Raw genomic sequence first — 18120 nt, forward strand, 5'->3', positions numbered from 1 at the left:
TATGACAAGCTCAAAAGAAATTATCAAAGTTCTGTTGCTTTAGCCTGTATATTTTTATGGCTACCTTTATAGGGTTAATTATGAACAGTAAATGTCAACAGACCCTATTCTAATAAAAAAATCATAAGGTGAGTGATGAATATTTCTGCATTATTGGCATGTCTGTTTTTTTATTCAGCCCTGTATTTATTTTACTTCTTTTTTGCCAAACAGCAGAATCTCCTGCTTTTACTGGCAGCCATCATTCTGATGGTTTTAACGGTTTTCATTATTCCCTCCTCGCATGAACGTCGTCGTCAAGGTTTCGACTCGACCTTGAGGTTTGGAGAGTATTTTTATTGGCCCTTGATCATCTGGTGGCGTTTATTTATTTTGCCCATCAGCTGGCTGATTGCACTGATGTATCGCGATTAAAAAAAGCACCCCAAGGTGCTTTTTAAAACTATTTATAATTTAGACTTTCGCTAATAAAGCCTCAAGAACGGCTTGATAGTGAATCTGGATATCATCTTCTAAAATTTTATAAGCATTATCGAATTGCACCATTGGCCAGCCCTCTTTCCAGAACGGAAAAATATTGTGCAGGTCATGGGTGACAATGGCATCTTCACGCACAATTGCTTGGGCAATTTGTGACAGTACCTGTGCAGTTTCAGCACCATCAATCGCCATATAATCGATACCGCGCGCTTTTAAAATACGGATTCGGTCTTTTTTATAACGGATTTTTTTGATTTGTGCTGCATTCAGCCCCAAAGCCAAAGATACCGCTTCGACAAACTTGTCTTCAAATGACTGATTCAATGCTACTAAGGCTGCTTTATGCGCTTCCTGACGACCAGCTTTACCACCCTGACGAATTGCTGCTTGCGCCTCAGTATTTAGCTCATCCTTTTTCATACTTTGCAGGATGTCTAAAATTTCGATGTCGCTTAACGCCTGAGGAGATTGATCAGTCATAAACTGTCCTTAAAAAAATAAATCTTGAATCGGCTATTTTCGCATAATTCGTGGCTAAAAAACTAAAATCTTCATGATTAAAACAGCGCTGCGACCTGAAACTGCATTTCTTCTGCGATTTTGCGCAAAATCGACTATAGTGCTTCATCTATATATTAAATTAATCTCTGGATGATGCCCACTACGCAAGTGACTTTGTTGCTGCAGCAACTTAAGCGCCAATATCCGACTGCATTTAAAGGAAATTACCTGTTTTACAGTCAGATTAAAATCCGTGGAATCTGGGATAAAGCCAAGCTCTTAATTCCTTGGGTCTTGGCCGCCATGATTTTTGTTCCCATCAGTTTGATGTTAGGAGATCTGGTACAGCAATCTTTTGTGCAAATCAGCGAATTTCAGGCGCAAAGTTATGCCATTTTGGCCATTCTGTTGTTCCTGATGTTGAGTCTCACCTTGATTCTGCACCAGATTCAGCATTCTTCTTATTCACTGTATCAGTTATTACGGCATATTCCGATCAGGATGGTTATTGTGATTCTGCTACAAGCCTTAAATCTGGTCTTTATGCAAAGTAGTTTGCTGATGTGGAGCTTATTCTTCTTTGGCGTGAGCTTTGGTTTTGTGCGCTTTTATCGGGAAAATTTATTCAAGGAAAATAGTAAAAATATTGAGCACTATCAGCTACAACAATTACGTAAAATCTGTTTTTGGGCTTATAAAAAAACCTGTCTGATCCGACTAAAATTACGTTTTTATTCAAGCCATGATCCTCGGCATGCCGAACTAAAACAGCAATTAAATCACTATGCCGGGTTATATACGCGGCTACTGAAATATGAGCATCAATATTGTAAAACGATCAAGCATCTAGATGTCGACAGCTATCTGGATGAGAATTCATAGTTCCCTCTATCATTTTTCATTGGTCGTCTTAAAGATCTGCAAATATTAACTTTTAAAAACGCTGATTTGCTGGTTTTTAGAATAGAAACCACGGAATTGCTTGAAAAGAAAGCAATCATTTCTGAATTTGCTTGCCAAGCTTTATTTCGTCCTCTATTATTGCGCACATGCCCGAGTGGTGAAATCGGTAGACACAGGGGATTTAAAATCCCCCGCCCACAAAGCGTGCCAGTTCGAGTCTGGCCTCGGGCACCATTTTAATCTTTATTAAAATGGTGCAATAAAAAATCCAGCATTAGGCTGGTTTTTTTGTGCCTGCATTTTATTCTTTTAGCGCGAAATCCCCATGTCAGAATTAAAACACTTCGATCTCGCTACATTACAATTACGTCATCCAGACGCTTTTTTCCTGAAGCTGCGTTATAGCCGCTTTAAATTTAATGCCCTGCAAAATATCCAGTTTGTTCTCGCGATTAATTTACTCTCTCTTCTGATCTGTGTAGCCTGCAGCATCAGTTCAGTATTCCTGGAATATTATTTTTTCAAGAATGCCACGATTGCCTTTAATGTCACCTTAATTGTGCTGATGGCACTACTCTATCCCTATATCTGGCATGCACAATATCAGGCGCAATTCAGCTCCAAAGCCTATAGTCAGCGTTTGCAAAACTGTCTCTATCTGCAAATTCCAATTTTTCTGAGCTTATTGCTCAACCTTTATCTGATTCATTCGGATGTACTGGTCATCATTAGTATGATCATTTTAGCGATTTCTTCCTTTGGGGTGGTCATCCTGGAACCTTTATTTAAAAGTTCCTGTAGTGCGATTGACCAGATCAGGTTGCAGAAACTCCGACAACTGGCTTTTTGGGCTTATCAACAATCCAAATCAAAAACACCACAACAGATTCAAGGTCAATCGAATCTGCAGGCTTATTACCAAAACCTTTATCAGCAATGCATGAATGAAGAGCAACAATTACTCGGCTCAATTCGCTTTAATAGCTTTAAAGATTATTTGAACAGACAATAAAAAACCCTGCATCTGCAGGGTTTTCTTAAATCACCATTCACGATTGGTAATCAGTTCTTCCATTTCAATCTCGAACAGGCCGTGCTCTTGCACCACCATCATCATGGCTTCGGCAATATAATCCGCGGCAGTATCATCCAGAGACGAATCCAGATCTTCGAACTGAGGTTTCATGATATTGATATCAGCCACAGTCAGATTGGCAAGCTGGTAAATTTCTTGATCTGACAAACCTGATTTAGCGACTTTTTGGGCAAAACGTTCGATGTGCTGCTTGATTTCAGCAACCAGAATATCGGGATAATATTCATCATCGAACATGGGGAGAAGTAAATCTGCAAACATTACAGGCACTCTAAAGGATGACTATCTAATCTAAGCGTGCCTATATAGCATATTGTTGCTCAAAAGCCAAACAACATTGCCAAGTGGTTGATTTGCTGCTTTCAATTTCTAAGCCGTTTGCATGGCTTGCCAGACTTTAATCGCATCGGCTGTGACTTTAACATCATGTGCCCGTACCATACATGCACCCTGCTGAATACTTAGTAAATGTGCTGTTGCCGAACCTACCGCACGCTCTTGCGGTGCTTCACCATTTAGAACTGCTCCGATAAAGCGTTTACGAGATAAAGCAGACAAAATCGGATAGCCCATTTCTGTCAATTTATAAAACTCTTGCAACAGCTTTAAATTTTGCTGGGCATTTTTAGCGAAACCAAAACCTGGATCGATCATGATATTTTCCGCTTTTACTCCCACATCCAAGGCATCCTGAACACGTTGAGATAACTCGCGAATCACATCAACAGTGACATCCTCATATTGATCCAGATTGTTCATGGTGGTCGGCTCACCGCGCATATGCATGATGATCACTGGAATATTGAGTTCTGCTGCGGTCTGCAATGCATTCGGCCGAGTCAAAGCACGGACATCATTCCAGATATGTGCTCCGGCCCGAACCGCTGCGCGTATGACTTCAGGTTGCGACGTATCAATCGAGAGAATGACCTTATGTTTAGCCAGTTCTTCCACCACAGGCACTACGCGGCGAATTTCTTCTTCCACTTCTACCACTGCGGCACCTGGACGGGTCGATTCACCGCCAATATCAATCACGGTCGCGCCTTCAGCGATCATTTCAAGCGCACGTGCGACTGCATCTTCTTTGTGATTATGCCGACCACCATCACTAAAAGAGTCTGGGGTGACATTGAGAATCCCCATCACATGCGGCTGGGATAAGTCCAATTTTAAATCACCAAATGTCCATACATGTGGTAACAAAGGCATCAGCTGCATGATTCAATACTCACTCAAAATAACCCCGATATTGTCTTATGGATCGCTGAATAAAGCAAAGTGGAATAAGGCTAGGACCTAGATTTCGAAGTAATTGTTTTGGGAATATTGCATCAGTTTAGTCTGTAATAATGCTTTCACATCTGCCCATTCACTTTCTAAAATACTATAGATATAGCTATCTCGAATAGTCTGTCCATCTTTACGTAGCATATGACACCTGATAATGCCATCTCGTTTGGCACCTAATGCCTCAATCGCTTTTTGGCTGGGAAGATTCAAATGATCAGTTCGAAAGCCGACCACCTGAGCATTTAAATTTTCAAAAGCATGTCTTAACAAAAGATATTTACAAACGCGATTTACATAAGCTCTGTGATAGCGCTTGGCATACCAGGTATAACCAATTTCAAAACGTGGAATTTCCGCTTTAATATCATGATAACTGGTGGTTCCAATTGCTTGGCCGGAGTTTAAATCAATTACGGCAAAAGCCATCCTTTCACCTTGAACTTGCTGTTCAAAGGCCTGAGAAAAATATTTTTTTAAGTTATGCAGATAAGGTACTGAGTTATATAAAATCTCGCCTAAATTTTCTTCGGCACATGCACTGGCTAAATCAGAAAAATGTTCCCAGCTCAACGGTTCAAGACGAAGCTGGTAAGCACTGGATTCCAGAACAGGCATATTCATTTTTATTTTCTTATTCATTTTTAATAGCTCAATATAACACTCAAAAAGATATGACAAAAATGACAAGCATAAAAAAACCACCCGAAGGTGGTTTTTTTTATTGAGCTTAGTTCGCTGGCAATGGCGGAGGAGTCAGCGGACCATCATCTGGCGTTACATCAATCACAGGATTATCTGCAACATAGACTTTTGGTGGCTGAGGCTCACGACCTTCCATGATGTCACGGATTTGATCACGATCAATGGTTTCCCATTCCATCAAGGCTTTCACCATCGCATGGGCAATATCTTTTTTGCTTTCCAAGATATCGCGTGCGATTTTATATTGCTCATCTAGAATTCGACGAATTTCACGATCGACTTCTAGTTGTGTGGTTTCCGAAATACTGCGGCTACCAATACTGCCCATGAAAGATTGCTGTGCATCTTCTTCATAGACCATGACACCGAGTTTGTCCGACATACCATATTTGGTCACCATCGCACGTGCCATTTTGGTTGCACGTTCGAAGTCATTTGAAGCGCCGGTCGACATCTGGTTAATGAAGACTTCTTCAGCAATACGGCCACCAAACAAAATCGAAAGTTCATTCAACATTTTGTCTTTGTAATGGCTGGTCTGGTCAAATTCAGGCAGCTGCCAGGTAACACCTAAAGCCCAGCCACGTGGCATGATTGTCACCTTATGCACAGGATCTGTACCTGGCAAGCTTTCAGCAACAATCGCATGCCCTGCTTCATGATAAGCCGTCGCACGACGCTCTTCATCACGAAGTACCATCGATTTACGCTCAGGACCCATATACAGCTTGTCTTTTGCATCTTCAAAGTCATGCATATCGACGGTGTTTTTGTTACGGCGTGCAGCAAATAAAGCAGCTTCATTCACCAGGTTTGCTAATTGCGCACCCGAGAAGCCCGGTGTACCACGTGCAAGAACTTTAACATCCACACCTGTCACTGAAGGCAATTTTTTCAAATGTACATTCAGGATTTGTTCACGACCTTTAATGTCTGGCAAACCAACCACAACTTGACGGTCAAAACGGCCTGGACGAAGAAGTGCTTTATCCAGTACATCTGCACGGTTGGTTGCAGCAATCACGATAATGCCTTCATTGCCCTCAAAGCCGTCCATTTCAACCAGCATCTGGTTCAGTGTCTGTTCACGTTCATCGTGACCACCACCAGTACCTGAACCACGATGACGACCGACTGCATCAATCTCATCAATAAAGATGATACATGGCGCATGACGTTTCGCCTGTTCGAACATGTCACGAACACGGGATGCACCGACACCGACAAACATCTCAACGAAGTCAGAACCTGAAATACTAAAGAATGGAACTTTCGCTTCACCGGCAATGGCTTTGGCAAGTAGGGTTTTACCCGTACCTGGAGGACCCACCATTAACACACCACGTGGAATACTCGCACCCAGACGTTTAAATTTGGTTGGATCTTTCAGGAAATCTACGATTTCAACGACTTCTTGCTTGGCTTCGTCACAACCAGCAACATCAGTGAAAGTGACTTTAATCTGGTCTTCAGACAGCATTTTGGCTTTAGATTTACCAAAACTCATTGGGCCGTTTTTACCACCTGCACCGCCACCCATGTTGCGCATAAAGAACATGAATAACAAAATGATTAAAAGTACAGGGAAACTTGCAATAAGCAACTGCATGAGCAAGCCTTGACGTTGTGGTGCTTCACCTTCAACCACAACATTATTTTTAATCAGGCTTGGCATCAGTTCAGGATCCTGAACTGCCGGACGGATACTTTCAAACTCTGAACCGTTCGATTTTTCGCCACGGATTCTTTCGCCGTCAATCACAACTTGTTTAATTTGGCCAGCATTGACCGCGGCAACAAACTCTGAGTAGTTCATTGTAGTCGGTTGATTGCGGTCACTGACGTTGCTGAAGATTAACACCAGCACACCCAGTATCACGAGCCACAATACGGCATTCTTAAAAAGATCGCTCAAAGCTTTATTCCCATTCCAATCTAATTTGATCATGCCCTGTTCAGGGTGACCTTAATACTTAAGCTGTAAATCAACTTACAATTATCTGAAAACGTACAAAATGCACAATTTTTAACGACTTGGCAAGTAGACTTATTTTAAAGCCTTCTTACGTCCCTGCCCGATCAGGAAAACTTCCTTGGAGCGAGCACGTGATGCCAAAGGTTTAGATGTTTTCAGAACATCAAAACTATCAACCACTTGCTTACGGAATTCGTCAAAACCTGAACCTTGGAAAACTTTTACCACAAATTGACCTTTAGGGCCTAGCACCTTGTTGGCAAAATCCAGTGCAAGTTCACACAAGTAAATCTGACGCGGTTGATCTACAGCCTTATTACCTGATGTATTGGGGGCCATATCTGAAATTACAACGTCTACAGTACGACCATCTAAAATTTCTAACAATTGCTGGAAGACTTCTTCTTCACGAAAGTCGCCTTGCAAGAAAGTCACATCAGGTAATGCATCCATTGGTAAAATGTCAGATGCAATCAATAAACCCTTGTCACCGACTAGCTTACCTGCGATTTGTGACCAACTCCCGGGAGCTGCACCCAAGTCGACTACGGTCATGCCGGGTTTGATGATCTTGTACTTTTCTTGCATCTCTAAGAGCTTATATGCTGCACGCGCACGATAGCCGTCCTTTTGTGCCTTTTTCACATAAGGATCGTCTAAATGCTCTCTCATCCAATCACGACTACTTTTAGATAACTTTTGGTTGGTAATGCGTGTAGCCATAACTCTCTAAATAAAAAAACGTCTAATTATTAATTGTACGTGAAAAAGACATATTTTGCAGTATACATGTGTATCTAAATCTAGGAGTTTTGCTCGTTATGAAGAGATATTGGAAATGATTATTTCCTGATAATTTAAAGCGTTTGTTTTTTGCTTTTGCTATACTAAGCCGTTTTAAAATTCAGGTTATCTCTCATGGCGTCTTTATCTATTCAGGAACGTAAGCGTTTACGTCAAATCGGACATGCTTTAAACCCGGTCGTTATGCTGGGTGACAAAGGCCTGACTGAAAATGTCATCGAAGAATTGGCGCGTGCTTTAAACGATCACGAACTGATTAAAGTAAAAATCGTAGCTGAAGATCGTGAAGCGCGTGCAGCATTGATTGCTGAAATTTCAGAAGCGACTGGTGCCGAAGTAGTTCAAACTATTGGTAAAATTGCGCTGCTTTACAAGAAAGCTGCGAAACAAAACCAAAAATTGTCCAACCTTGTCCGTTTCGCTCATCTGTCTAACTAAGTACAGGACTTATGGCAAGTTACGAACTTAGCGCATTTGATCGCCGTTTTCAGGCCATCTCTCTGGTTGCCGCCATTGAACAGCAAGGCCCATGCAATTTAAATGTGGGCTTCTGGATCCGTGATCCCAATCAGTACATCTTGTGGCCCGACATGGTGACGGCACATCCCCGTCAGGATTTCCTGTGGGAACAGACCTGCTTTGAAATTTTTATTGGGGTTCAGGGCGAAGATTTTTATCGTGAGATTAATCTTTCCCCTTCTCAGGCCTGGCAGGCTTATCAATTTGAAGAATACCGTTATCCTGAAGATATGCCACCGCAAGCTGCGGATGATATTGAGCTGAATCAGCTCAAACGTACGCATTATGGTCTTAATGTCAGTGTAGATCTGACTAATTTTATGGCAACACATAAACTGAAATGGGAAAACTTGTTCCTGGGTTTATCTGCTGTTTTAAAAACCTCACAAGGTGATCAATACTATGCCATGCAGCATAGTAGTCCTCAGGCAGATTTTCATAATAAACGTGACTGGTTGCATGTATTTTAAATAGATTGACGCTGTGCATCAGCTATTTAAAGTGTAACAGGCGAATACAACGTGAGACTTAAAGTCTCACGTTTTTGTTTATTGCTCAACAATGATTGATCCTCTGTATAATTATTTTAGATTTTTTATTGTTTTCAACGTTCATATTTTAATGATGTAGATGATGCTGCTCCTGAATAGATTTCACAGCAGCATAAAGAATAAAAGCAAAAGTAATGATCATCAGAAGAATGGTCCCAAACACCAGTCCCAGCACTCCCAAACATAATACGATTACACCTAGATAAAGTATGCGCCCCAATCCGCTTTCCAGATTCAGTAGCATGATCAATATCAGTAAAATAAGTACACCTACAAAATGCTGTTGCATCGTGACCCCCTTTAATTGTTATTGTGAGTCCGTTTTGCTGCATAAAGACAAAGGAGAACATTTGATTGTTCTCCTTTTTAAATAGCGGCCTTTCAGCGCAGCCTAACTTTTCAGCTCAGGACTTTTGTCCGAGCTCTCTGTTTTCACCACGGGTTTGACTTTTTTCAGTACTTCAATGGTACTGTCCTTAGAACGTTTAAAAGTATCGGTCAGATGTTCCTTATGCTTGGTCGAAATCTGACTGACATCCTCTTTCAACTCTTTACCCAGATTAGATAAGTCTTCGAAGACAGCGTTGAATTCTGTCTTAATAAAGCTTTTCAGTTCAGTTAATTCTTTCTGCGAACCGAAAATCTGCTCCTTCAAAGTATCAATACGCTGTAACACCTCCTGCTTAAATTGACGCAATTGTTCCTGCACAGTGTCGCTTAACTGCTTGGCTTCAACTTCAAGCTTTTCCTTACTTTCCTCGATGGTTTCAATTGCCTGATCTTTAGCCTCGACTGCTACTTTTTCAAGCTTCTCGGCAGTTTCAGTCACCACGCTCGGAGTGATTTTTTTAGATGTAGTAGATTTAGGTGCTGTAGCCATCTGTCTTGTTCCTATTGTTATATCGACTAAGCTATATTAGTAGATTTGATAAAAATTAAGATTTGATTTGTCTGACAATTATTAATTGCTTACATTTTTTCACATTGCCTACAAAACAGACTTCCATGCAAAAAGCAAGCCATTTATCTCATACTTTCGCTGCAAAGCCGTTGGACTTTAAGGGTCGTTCTGCGTATAATGCCGTGTTAAGTTCAAGCGAGCAGACATAGGAGGGTAGGTTTAAAAATTAGCCTTCCTTTTTTTTCGTCTTCTCGCTTTTTTACAGCCTAAATTTCAGGAGCTTTGGTTTGAGCACCCCAGCAATTTTAGCCCTTGCCGACGGAACTATCTTTAAAGGTACTTCGATTGGCGCATCGGGTAGTACGACTGGTGAAGTCGTTTTCAACACTGCCATGACTGGCTATCAAGAAATTTTGACTGACCCGAGTTATGCACAGCAACTTGTGACACTGACTTACCCACATATCGGTAACACAGGCTGTAATGAAGAAGACGCTGAATCAGGTCGTATTCATAAGGTTTGGGCGAACGGATTGATCATTCGTGACCTGCCTTTACTGCACAGTAACTTCCGTTCAACCCAATCATTAGCTGAATATTTGGTACAACACAATGTTGTGGCAATTGCGGATATCGACACGCGTAAACTGACACGTATCTTACGTGACAAAGGTGCGCAAAATGGCTGTATCCTTGCTGGCAAAAATATCACTGAAGCTGAAGCGCTTGAAAAAGCACGTGCATTCGGTGGTTTAAACGGTTTAGACCTGGCAAAAGAATGTTGCGACCCTGAAGGTTTTGAATGGACTGAAGGCTCTTGGACATTAGGCAAAGGTTTCTCTCAACCAGAAGCTAAATTCCATGTTGTTGCATACGATTACGGTGTCAAAACCAACATCTTACGTATGCTCGCAGACCGCGGTTGTAAACTGACTGTTGTGCCGGCGCAAACTCCTGCTGCTGATGTACTTGCCCTGAATCCAGATGGCGTGTTCCTGTCGAACGGCCCTGGCGATCCGGCTGCATGTGACTACGCAATTGAAGCTGTAAAAACAATTATAGAAACCACTGAAATTCCAGTATTTGGTATCTGTCTGGGTCACCAGATCCTTGCCCTTGCAAGTGGTGCTAAAACCTTAAAAATGCCTCACGGCCACCACGGTGCGAACCATCCTGTACAAAATCTAGATAATGGTACAGTGATGATTACTTCTCAAAACCATGGCTTCGCAGTCGATGAAAGCAATCTGCCTGATGTGTTGCGTGTAACGCATCGCTCACTGTTTGATGGCACCAACCAAGGTATTCATCGTACAGACAAACCTGCGTTCAGCTTCCAGGGTCACCCTGAAGCAAGCCCGGGTCCACATGACTGCGCACCATTGTTCGATCATTTCATCGAACTTATCGAAGCATCTAAGAAGTAATTAAGGAAGCATCATGGCTAAACGTACTGACATTAAAAGCATCTTGATTATTGGTGCTGGTCCGATTGTCATCGGTCAAGCATGTGAGTTTGACTACTCAGGTGCTCAAGCATGTAAAGCCCTTCGTGAAGAAGGTTACCGCGTTATTTTGGTCAACTCTAATCCAGCGACCATCATGACCGACCCAACCATGGCGGATGCAACTTACATTGAGCCAATTACTTGGCAAACTGTTGCAGCGATCATTGAGAAAGAACGTCCAGATGCTGTTCTTCCAACCATGGGTGGTCAAACGGCATTGAACTGTGCCCTTGCCCTTGATGAGCACGGCATTTTAGAAAAATACAATGTTGAATTAATCGGTGCAACCAAAGAAGCGATTGAAAAAGCTGAAGACCGCAAACTGTTTGACCAGGCAATGCGTAAAATTGGTCTTGAATGTCCAAAAGCTGACGTTGCTGAGTCAATGGAACATGCTTTAGAAATTCAAGCACGTTTCGGCTTCCCAGTGATTATCCGTCCATCATTCACCATGGGTGGTTCTGGTGGCGGTATCGCTTACAACAAAGAAGAATTCATCGAAATTTGTGAACGCGGTTTCGATCTTTCTCCGACTAAACAATTATTGATCGATGAATCTTTAATTGGTTGGAAAGAGTACGAGATGGAAGTTGTTCGTGACAAAAACGACAACTGTATCATCGTATGTACGATTGAAAACTTTGACCCAATGGGCGTACACACTGGTGACTCAATCACTGTTGCTCCTGCGCAAACATTGACAGACAAAGAATTCCAACTTCTACGTAACGCATCTTTAGCTGTACTACGTGAAATTGGCGTAGAAACAGGTGGTTCTAACGTACAGTTCGGTATTTGTCCAAATACGGGTCGTATGGTCGTGATCGAGATGAACCCACGTGTATCACGTTCATCTGCCCTTGCCTCTAAAGCAACTGGTTTCCCAATTGCAAAAATCGCTGCGAAATTAGCGGTTGGTTACACGCTTGATGAGTTGAAAAACGACATCACTGGCGGTACAACACCTGCATCGTTTGAACCTGCAATTGACTACGTAGTTACTAAGATTCCTCGTTTCAACTTCGAGAAATTCCCACAAGCTGACGCAACGCTTACAACTCAGATGAAATCTGTCGGTGAAGTAATGGCGATTGGTCGTAACTTCCAGGAATCTGTACAAAAAGCCCTTCGTGGTCTTGAAGTGGGTGCTTCTGGTTTTGACGAAAAAATTGAAGTGGGTGCTGAAGGCGCGCGCGACAAAATCTTGCAAGAACTTAAAGTGCCAGGTCCAGAGCGTATCTGGTACGTGGGCGATGCATTCCGTCACGGCTTTACTTTAGACGAAGTATTCGCTGCAACGAACATTGACCGCTGGTTCTTGATTCAAATCGAAGACATCATCAAAACTGAAAACCAAATCAAAACTTTAGGTTTTGGCGACTTGAATGCGGACAACATCCGTGGATTCAAACGTAAAGGTTTATCAGATCTTCGCATTGCAGACTTGATGGGTATTTCACAAAAGCAATTCCGTAAACATCGTTGGAGCCTGGGCGTAACGCCAGTTTACAAACGTGTCGATACATGTGCTGCAGAATTCGAATCTGATACAGCTTACATGTACTCAACTTACGATGAAGAATGTGAAGCAAATCCATCGAACAAAGACAAGATCATGGTGATCGGCGGTGGCCCTAACCGTATCGGTCAAGGTATCGAGTTCGATTACTGCTGTGTACACGCTGCCCTGGCTATGCGTGAAGACGGCTATGAAACCATTATGGTAAACTGTAACCCTGAAACTGTTTCTACGGATTACGACACTTCAGATCGTTTGTACTTCGAACCGATCACTTTAGAAGACGTTTTAGAAATCGTGCGTATCGAGAAGCCGAAAGGCATTATCGTTCAGTACGGTGGTCAAACACCTTTGAAATTGGCTCGTGCTTTAGAAGAAGCTGGTGCTCCAATCATTGGTACATCGCCTGACGCAATTGACCGTGCAGAAGACCGTGAACGTTTCCAGCAAATGATTCAACGTCTACAACTTCGCCAACCAAACAACAGCATCGTAAAATCTGCTGAAGAAGGTATGGCTGAAGCGTCTAAAGTAGGCTACCCACTTGTCGTACGTCCTTCTTACGTCCTTGGTGGTCGTGCGATGGAAATCGTGTACAACGATGAAGAACTTAAACGCTACTTACGTGATGCAGTTCAAGCATCAAACGAAGCGCCTGTTCTTCTTGACCGTTTCTTAGATGATGCGATCGAAGTTGACGTAGACTGCGTATCTGACGGTAAAGACGTGGTGATTGGCGGCATCATGCAGCACATTGAACAAGCGGGTATTCACTCAGGTGACTCAGCATGTTCGATTCCTCCTTACTCTCTCTCTAAAGAGATTCAGGACGAAATGCGTCGTCAAACCGTTGCAATGGCAAAAGAGCTTGGCGTAATCGGTTTGATGAACGTTCAGTTTGCGGTTAAAGGTGAAGACGTTTACATTCTGGAAGTGAACCCACGTGCGTCTCGTACTGTGCCATTCGTTTCTAAGTGTATCGGTGAATCTTTAGCGAAAGTTGCTGCACGTTGTATGGCGGGTCAATCTCTTGAGTCTCAAGGCTTTACATCAGAGATTATTCCTGAGCACTTCTCTGTCAAAGAAGCCGTGTTCCCGTTCAACAAATTCCCTGGTGTTGACCCAATCCTTGGCCCTGAGATGAAATCGACTGGCGAAGTGATGGGCGTTGGTAAAACATTTGGTGAAGCGTTCTATAAAGCTGTTTTAGGTGCAAACGAGCGTTTACCAGGTCTTCCAACTGAAGGCGAAGTAAAACACGCATTTATCTCTGTACGTGACTCAGATAAACCACGTGCGGCGGGTATCGCAAAACAATTGATTGACCTAGGCTTCAAGATTCTTGCAACTGATGGTACATTTAAAGTGATTAGCGATGCTGGTCTTGAATGTGAACGTGTCAATAAAGTAACTGAAGGTCGTCCTAACATTGTGGACCGTATTAAAAACAGCGAAATCCACCTTGTGATTAACACGACTGAAGGCAAAAAGGCACAAGAAGACTCATTCTCGATCCGTCGTTCAGCACTTCAAGGTAAAGTGTATAACACAACTACATTGAATGGTGCGGACGCAGTATGCCAAGCTTTAGCAATTAAATTGCCAATGGATGTATATCGTTTGCAAGACCTAACTAAAGGTTAATTCGCTTCCAAGAAGTCCCGCTACCTTCTTGGTGGCGGGCTTTTTTTTATTTATAGATTTTATATCTTTCAACTGACTTTTGAGGGACAACATGCAACGTTATCCTATGACACCTGAAGGCAAAATTGCCTTAGAGAAAGAATTACACCAACTGAAAACAGTGGATCGCCCACGTATTACAGCTTCAATTGCAGAAGCGCGTGAACACGGCGACTTAAAAGAAAATGCAGAATACCATGCAGCACGTGAACAGCAAGGTTTCTGTGAAGGCCGTATTCAGGATATCGAAGGCAAACTGGGTGCAGTTCAAGTGATTGATGTCAAAGAACTTGAACAGAATGGTTGTGTAGTTTTTGGTGTGACTGTCACGATTGAAAACCTAGATACTGAAGAACAGAAAACCTATAAAATTGTAGGTGATGACGAAGCAGACTTTAAGATCAACAAGATCTCAGTGAACTCACCGATTGCACGTGGTCTTTTGGGCAAGAACGAAGGCGACGATGTAAAAATCAATACACCAAACGGTGAAGTTGAATACGAAATTATAAAAGTTGAATATCTTTAAAATTTAAAGCTATTTAATTTAAAGCCCCTCGATTGAGGGGTTTTTTGATTATTTATCCCTAAACCCCTCTTTGCAAAAGAGAGGCTTAACTGCGTTATAATCCCCTAACCAATTCCCACGTGCCAAATCCATGTCTGAAAAGTTAATTAATTCTCCTGTAAATCATTGGTGCGAGTTCGAATTCATCTCAAAAACAGTGAAGAATCCGAATATTCATATCAAAGGGAATTATTCTTACTATTCGGCTTATTGGGATCAGGGTTTTGAGCGTTGTGTAGTGCGCTATCTGCACGATAAGCTTTCGACATCTGAACGCCCCATTGATCAACTTTATATCGGCAATTTCGTCTGTTTTGGCGCAGAGTGCGTGATTATGATGGGCAGCAATCAATTGCACCGTACCGACTGGATTTCAGTATTTCCGTTCGATACGCGGGGTTTTGAACTCGCAGGTGATACAGTGATTGGTGATGGCTGCTGGATTGGCTCTCGCGCCATGATTATGCAGGGTGTAAACCTTGGTGAAGGCGCTGTAGTGGCGACAGGTGCTGTAGTGACTAAAAACGTGCCACCATATGCAGTAGTGGGTGGCGTTCCTGCAAAGATTATCAAATACCGCTTTCCACAGGAAGATATACACAAACTGCTTTCTTTAAAAATCTATGACATAGACGAAAAGCAGTTTTTAAAAATGCGTGAGCAGTTGCAGACGGATAATATTGATAAATTAGTTCAATATTTTAAAAACTTATGACCTATTAAGAATATATTGCTCATATCCGCCTAAAAAAGCTTGTCGTTGGGGGCAATCACTTAATATCGCTAATTGTATTGCCATATATAACGACCAATTGATTTCCTCAACATCCTCCTCAGAAAATTTTGCTTCCTTAAAGACCTCTCCACGTAAATTGTGTAACCGCCTAACCTCTTCGTTAGCAACCTCAGATGTTAATTTCTCTAGAAAATATTTCTTTCTTTTCTTTCCATTACTTCCTGTCATAGGTAGAGAATTAATTATTGCTTCAAATGCTACCCACATTAATACAAAGCGTTCATGAGGAAACTTTTGCTGAAATGCTTTATCTAAAAGAATTAGTGCCTCTATTGGCAATTCACGTAGTTCTGAATACTCAACGTCTTCATAGAGATTTAGATTCTGAACATCAAATTTTGAAGCATATCCCAATTCAGAATTTATACCTGCATCTAGAAAACTTTCGATTGGAGCCAATGAGGTAAACATTAATTCTCGAGCAATAGGTATTCCGAATATAATCCTTAAACTATTTATTATATAAAGCGTTTTATCCTGACATTCCTGATTTTTTAATTCACTTTCCAATCCAACAGTTAGTTTTAAATTATTACTATTAGCTGGAATAGAAATACCATAATTCGTACTAAAGCACTGACCAAGTTCATCATAATGAGTTCTAAACTTCATTTGCTCAGTCTTATTATTCGGTGGTCTAACAATACTAATATCGACATATTTAAAATTATTCTTAGATAAAAACTCTCTAATTCTATTCAAATCTTTTTGTTGAATCGTTGAACTCCAAATAGATTCTTCAATATGAGAGATTCCACCACTGCCCCAATTTTCTGCCAACTTTTTACGCTTTTCTAAAATCATTTAAATCTTCACTTCATAAAATTTTATTAACTATTTTTAATTGAGTTGCTTATTTTCCAATCATCTTATCATTGTAATTTTCTGAAGATATAAAAAAAACCCACTCAATCGGAGTGGGTTTTTTTGAATATGGTGGCTATGACGAGACTTGAACTTGTGACCCCCGCATTATGAGTGCGGTGCTCTAACCAACTGAGCTACATAGCCTTAAACTGTGCGCGCATTATGGGATTTTCTGTAAATCACGTCAACCCCATATTGTGCTGTTTGATCAAAATTTGTTGAAGTGAGCCGATAAGCCGGGTTCTGTCGTGAACGATCATTCCTCTAGGCGCACAATCACTCATGCGCTCAAGCGACCTACCCGAATCCAGCATGGGCCATGCCTAATGGATTCCTATTTGGTCTTGCTTCCGGTGGGGTTTACCTCGCCATGAACTGTTACCAGCCATGCGGTGCGCTCTTACCGCACCCTTTCACCCTTACCTCCGATTCCGATTGCTCGAAAACATAATGAAGGCGGTCTTCTCTCTGCTGCACTTGCCGTCGGTTTGCACCGCCCAGGCGTTACCTGGCACCTTGCCCTATGAAGCCCGGACTTTCCTCCCCTGCTTCAATCACGGAGATCTCCACAGCAGCGATCGTCTGGCTCACTTCGAGCGGCATAGTATCAAATATCGAGACTAATTGCTTGATGTTTTTTGAGCAGTCAGTTTTTCATACTTGGCTTGCAGCTGTTCCTGCGTTTCGACATGATTCGGATCCAGTGGAATACAATCCACCGGACAGAACAACTGGCACTGCGGTTGATCATGATGTCCGACGCACTCTGTACATAGGTCTGGATGAATCTCATAAATGAGTTCACCCATATAGATGGCCTCATTCGGGCATACAGGTTCACAGACATCACAATTAATACATTCATCGGTGATATATAAAGACACGCTACCAACCTTGTTGAAGTTTACGCTCGAAGGCAGCAACCACGTTTGGTGGTACAAACTTGGTCACATCACCTCTTAATCGAGCAATTTCACGCACCAAAGTGGATGAAATAAAAGAATATTGCTCTGAAGGGGTTAAAAATACCGCTTCAAAGTGGGAGTCCAGCTGACGGTTCATATTGGCCAGCTGAAATTCGTACTCAAAATCAGACACTGCCCGCAAACCACGCAATACAGCAGTCGCCTTTTGCTCACGGAAAAAATTGACCAGCAAACCGTCAAAACCTACAAATTCAACATTGTCCAAATGACTCAATGACTCTTTTGCCAATGCGACACGCTCTTCCAGACTAAATACCGGATTTTTATGATGACCGATGGCAATCGCTACCACAACTTCATCAAACATTCGCGCTGCGCGGGTTACCAAATCAATATGTCCATTGGTAATTGGATCAAAAGTCCCCGGATAAATCACACGAGTTTTAGACATCCATTTGTACTCTGTTTGTTATGTAGAATCTTATTTTAGCAAAAACTTGTTTTTTTGGTGAATAATCCTCATTAATT

20 protein-coding genes, 2 tRNA genes, 1 other RNA gene and 1 pseudogene are annotated in these 18120 nt (G+C 41.9%); 11 read left to right on the plus strand and 13 right to left on the minus strand.

Going from position 1 to position 18120, the window contains the following annotated elements:
- Both NI468_RS02655 and NI468_RS02660 read left to right on the plus strand, forming a co-directional pair.
- Positions 1-91: pseudogene (locus tag NI468_RS02655) on the plus strand (IS5/IS1182 family transposase); the annotation flags it as partial.
- A gap of 44 nt (positions 92-135) precedes the next feature.
- Positions 136-414 (plus strand): hypothetical protein, encoded by a 279-nt coding sequence (locus tag NI468_RS02660; protein WP_005265859.1) that lies wholly within the window; start codon positions 136-138, stop codon positions 412-414.
- A gap of 39 nt (positions 415-453) precedes the next feature.
- Here the strand turns inward: NI468_RS02660 and NI468_RS02665 are convergent, their stop codons facing one another.
- On the minus strand, positions 454-960 hold the full coding sequence (locus NI468_RS02665; RefSeq protein WP_005265860.1) for a hypothetical protein: 507 nt from the start codon (positions 958-960) through the stop codon (positions 454-456).
- Between the two features lie 174 nt (positions 961-1134).
- Here NI468_RS02665 and NI468_RS02670 point away from each other — a divergent pair, with 174 nt between their 5' ends.
- The 3 genes from NI468_RS02670 (at position 1135) to NI468_RS02680 (ending at position 2896) form a co-directional block, all read left to right on the plus strand.
- Positions 1135-1863 (plus strand): hypothetical protein, encoded by a 729-nt coding sequence (locus NI468_RS02670; protein ID WP_253099978.1) that lies wholly within the window; start codon positions 1135-1137, stop codon positions 1861-1863.
- Between the two features lie 169 nt (positions 1864-2032).
- A tRNA-Leu gene (locus tag NI468_RS02675) sits at positions 2033-2118 on the plus strand.
- Between the two features lie 91 nt (positions 2119-2209).
- Positions 2210-2896, plus strand: coding sequence for a hypothetical protein (locus NI468_RS02680; RefSeq protein WP_253099725.1), 687 nt, complete (start codon positions 2210-2212; stop codon positions 2894-2896).
- Between the two features lie 30 nt (positions 2897-2926).
- Here the strand turns inward: NI468_RS02680 and NI468_RS02685 are convergent, their stop codons facing one another.
- The 5 genes from NI468_RS02685 to rlmE form a co-directional block, all read right to left on the minus strand.
- Positions 2927-3241: a DUF5713 family protein gene (locus NI468_RS02685; RefSeq protein ID WP_004280560.1), complete on the minus strand. Its 315-nt coding sequence runs from the start codon at positions 3239-3241 to the stop codon at positions 2927-2929.
- Positions 3242-3349: 108 nt separating this feature from the next.
- Positions 3350-4201 carry a dihydropteroate synthase gene (folP, locus tag NI468_RS02690; protein WP_253099727.1) on the minus strand — a complete coding sequence of 284 codons (852 nt, stop codon included), beginning with the start codon at positions 4199-4201 and terminating at the stop codon, positions 3350-3352.
- A 78-nt stretch (positions 4202-4279) separates the two neighbouring features.
- A complete protein-coding gene (locus NI468_RS02695; RefSeq protein ID WP_253099730.1) occupies positions 4280-4894 on the minus strand; it encodes a GNAT family N-acetyltransferase in 615 nt (204 codons plus the stop codon).
- 106 nt (positions 4895-5000) lie between these two features.
- Positions 5001-6890 (minus strand): ATP-dependent zinc metalloprotease FtsH, encoded by a 1890-nt coding sequence (gene ftsH / locus NI468_RS02700; RefSeq protein WP_004280565.1) that lies wholly within the window; start codon positions 6888-6890, stop codon positions 5001-5003.
- 132 nt (positions 6891-7022) lie between these two features.
- On the minus strand, positions 7023-7673 hold the full coding sequence (rlmE, locus tag NI468_RS02705) for a 23S rRNA (uridine(2552)-2'-O)-methyltransferase RlmE (protein ID WP_004645756.1): 651 nt from the start codon (positions 7671-7673) through the stop codon (positions 7023-7025).
- Positions 7674-7868: 195 nt separating this feature from the next.
- Between rlmE and yhbY the strand changes: the two genes are divergently transcribed.
- Together yhbY and NI468_RS02715 are read left to right on the plus strand one after the other, a co-directional pair.
- The gene (gene yhbY, locus NI468_RS02710) at positions 7869-8192 is read left to right on the plus strand and encodes a ribosome assembly RNA-binding protein YhbY (RefSeq protein ID WP_004280569.1); all 324 of its coding nucleotides are present in this window, start codon (positions 7869-7871) and stop codon (positions 8190-8192) included.
- An 11-nt stretch (positions 8193-8203) separates the two neighbouring features.
- Positions 8204-8743, plus strand: a complete 540-nt coding sequence (locus tag NI468_RS02715; protein WP_253099732.1) for a DOMON-like domain-containing protein — start codon at positions 8204-8206, stop codon at positions 8741-8743.
- A gap of 148 nt (positions 8744-8891) precedes the next feature.
- On the opposite strand, the gene NI468_RS02720 is transcribed toward NI468_RS02715, so the two are convergent.
- Positions 8892-9113: a hypothetical protein gene (locus tag NI468_RS02720; protein WP_004280572.1), complete on the minus strand. Its 222-nt coding sequence runs from the start codon at positions 9111-9113 to the stop codon at positions 8892-8894.
- A 102-nt stretch (positions 9114-9215) separates the two neighbouring features.
- Positions 9216-9704, minus strand: a complete 489-nt coding sequence (locus NI468_RS02725) for a hypothetical protein (RefSeq protein WP_253099734.1) — start codon at positions 9702-9704, stop codon at positions 9216-9218.
- A 308-nt stretch (positions 9705-10012) separates the two neighbouring features.
- On the opposite strand from NI468_RS02725, the gene carA reads away from it, so the two are divergent.
- From carA to NI468_RS02745, 4 genes are all read left to right on the plus strand, one after another.
- Positions 10013-11152, plus strand: a complete 1140-nt coding sequence (gene carA / locus NI468_RS02730; RefSeq protein ID WP_253099737.1) for a glutamine-hydrolyzing carbamoyl-phosphate synthase small subunit — start codon at positions 10013-10015, stop codon at positions 11150-11152.
- A 13-nt stretch (positions 11153-11165) separates the two neighbouring features.
- Complete coding sequence (gene carB, locus NI468_RS02735; RefSeq protein ID WP_253099740.1) at positions 11166-14396, plus strand: carbamoyl-phosphate synthase large subunit; 3231 nt, start codon at positions 11166-11168, stop codon at positions 14394-14396.
- Positions 14397-14487: 91 nt separating this feature from the next.
- Positions 14488-14964 carry a transcription elongation factor GreA gene (greA, locus tag NI468_RS02740; protein WP_253099743.1) on the plus strand — a complete coding sequence of 159 codons (477 nt, stop codon included), beginning with the start codon at positions 14488-14490 and terminating at the stop codon, positions 14962-14964.
- A 130-nt stretch (positions 14965-15094) separates the two neighbouring features.
- A complete protein-coding gene (locus NI468_RS02745; RefSeq protein ID WP_253099746.1) occupies positions 15095-15718 on the plus strand; it encodes a CatB-related O-acetyltransferase in 624 nt (207 codons plus the stop codon).
- Here the strand turns inward: NI468_RS02745 and NI468_RS02750 are convergent.
- The 5 genes from NI468_RS02750 to coaD form a co-directional block, all read right to left on the minus strand.
- Positions 15713-16603, minus strand: a complete 891-nt coding sequence (locus NI468_RS02750) for a hypothetical protein (protein WP_253099751.1) — start codon at positions 16601-16603, stop codon at positions 15713-15715. The two genes, NI468_RS02745 and NI468_RS02750, sit on opposite strands and share 6 nt — an antisense overlap.
- A gap of 130 nt (positions 16604-16733) precedes the next feature.
- Positions 16734-16810, minus strand: a tRNA-Met gene (locus tag NI468_RS02755).
- 72 nt (positions 16811-16882) lie between these two features.
- Positions 16883-17260: RNase P RNA component class A (rnpB, locus tag NI468_RS02760), an RNA gene on the minus strand.
- 26 nt (positions 17261-17286) lie between these two features.
- Positions 17287-17550, minus strand: coding sequence for a YfhL family 4Fe-4S dicluster ferredoxin (locus NI468_RS02765; RefSeq protein ID WP_004280584.1), 264 nt, complete (start codon positions 17548-17550; stop codon positions 17287-17289).
- Between the two features lies 1 nt (position 17551).
- Positions 17552-18043: a pantetheine-phosphate adenylyltransferase gene (gene coaD / locus NI468_RS02770; RefSeq protein ID WP_004280585.1), complete on the minus strand. Its 492-nt coding sequence runs from the start codon at positions 18041-18043 to the stop codon at positions 17552-17554.
- Positions 18044-18120 lie beyond the last annotated feature (77 nt).

This window comes from Acinetobacter lwoffii (assembly GCF_024129355.1).
Classification (GTDB): domain Bacteria; phylum Pseudomonadota; class Gammaproteobacteria; order Pseudomonadales; family Moraxellaceae; genus Acinetobacter; species Acinetobacter lwoffii_I.

What these genes read in the sequence shown, in the direction of transcription:
- NI468_RS02660 (WP_005265859.1), top strand. Translation starts at nt 136, where the DNA reads ATGAATATTTCTGCATTATTGGCATGTCTGTTTTTTTATTCAGCCCTG.
- NI468_RS02665 (WP_005265860.1), bottom strand. Translation starts at nt 960, where the DNA reads ATGACTGATCAATCTCCTCAGGCGTTAAGCGACATCGAAATTTTAGAC.
- NI468_RS02670 (WP_253099978.1), top strand. Translation starts at nt 1,135, where the DNA reads ATGCCCACTACGCAAGTGACTTTGTTGCTGCAGCAACTTAAGCGCCAA.
- NI468_RS02680 (WP_253099725.1), top strand. Translation starts at nt 2,210, where the DNA reads ATGTCAGAATTAAAACACTTCGATCTCGCTACATTACAATTACGTCAT.
- NI468_RS02685 (WP_004280560.1), bottom strand. Translation starts at nt 3,241, where the DNA reads ATGTTTGCAGATTTACTTCTCCCCATGTTCGATGATGAATATTATCCC.
- folP (WP_253099727.1), bottom strand. Translation starts at nt 4,201, where the DNA reads ATGCAGCTGATGCCTTTGTTACCACATGTATGGACATTTGGTGATTTA.
- NI468_RS02695 (WP_253099730.1), bottom strand. Translation starts at nt 4,894, where the DNA reads ATGAATATGCCTGTTCTGGAATCCAGTGCTTACCAGCTTCGTCTTGAA.
- rlmE (WP_004645756.1), bottom strand. Translation starts at nt 7,673, where the DNA reads ATGGCTACACGCATTACCAACCAAAAGTTATCTAAAAGTAGTCGTGAT.
- yhbY (WP_004280569.1), top strand. Translation starts at nt 7,869, where the DNA reads ATGGCGTCTTTATCTATTCAGGAACGTAAGCGTTTACGTCAAATCGGA.
- NI468_RS02715 (WP_253099732.1), top strand. Translation starts at nt 8,204, where the DNA reads ATGGCAAGTTACGAACTTAGCGCATTTGATCGCCGTTTTCAGGCCATC.
- NI468_RS02720 (WP_004280572.1), bottom strand. Translation starts at nt 9,113, where the DNA reads ATGCAACAGCATTTTGTAGGTGTACTTATTTTACTGATATTGATCATG.
- NI468_RS02725 (WP_253099734.1), bottom strand. Translation starts at nt 9,704, where the DNA reads ATGGCTACAGCACCTAAATCTACTACATCTAAAAAAATCACTCCGAGC.
- carB (WP_253099740.1), top strand. Translation starts at nt 11,166, where the DNA reads ATGGCTAAACGTACTGACATTAAAAGCATCTTGATTATTGGTGCTGGT.
- greA (WP_253099743.1), top strand. Translation starts at nt 14,488, where the DNA reads ATGCAACGTTATCCTATGACACCTGAAGGCAAAATTGCCTTAGAGAAA.
- NI468_RS02745 (WP_253099746.1), top strand. Translation starts at nt 15,095, where the DNA reads ATGTCTGAAAAGTTAATTAATTCTCCTGTAAATCATTGGTGCGAGTTC.
- NI468_RS02750 (WP_253099751.1), bottom strand. Translation starts at nt 16,603, where the DNA reads ATGATTTTAGAAAAGCGTAAAAAGTTGGCAGAAAATTGGGGCAGTGGT.
- coaD (WP_004280585.1), bottom strand. Translation starts at nt 18,043, where the DNA reads ATGTCTAAAACTCGTGTGATTTATCCGGGGACTTTTGATCCAATTACC.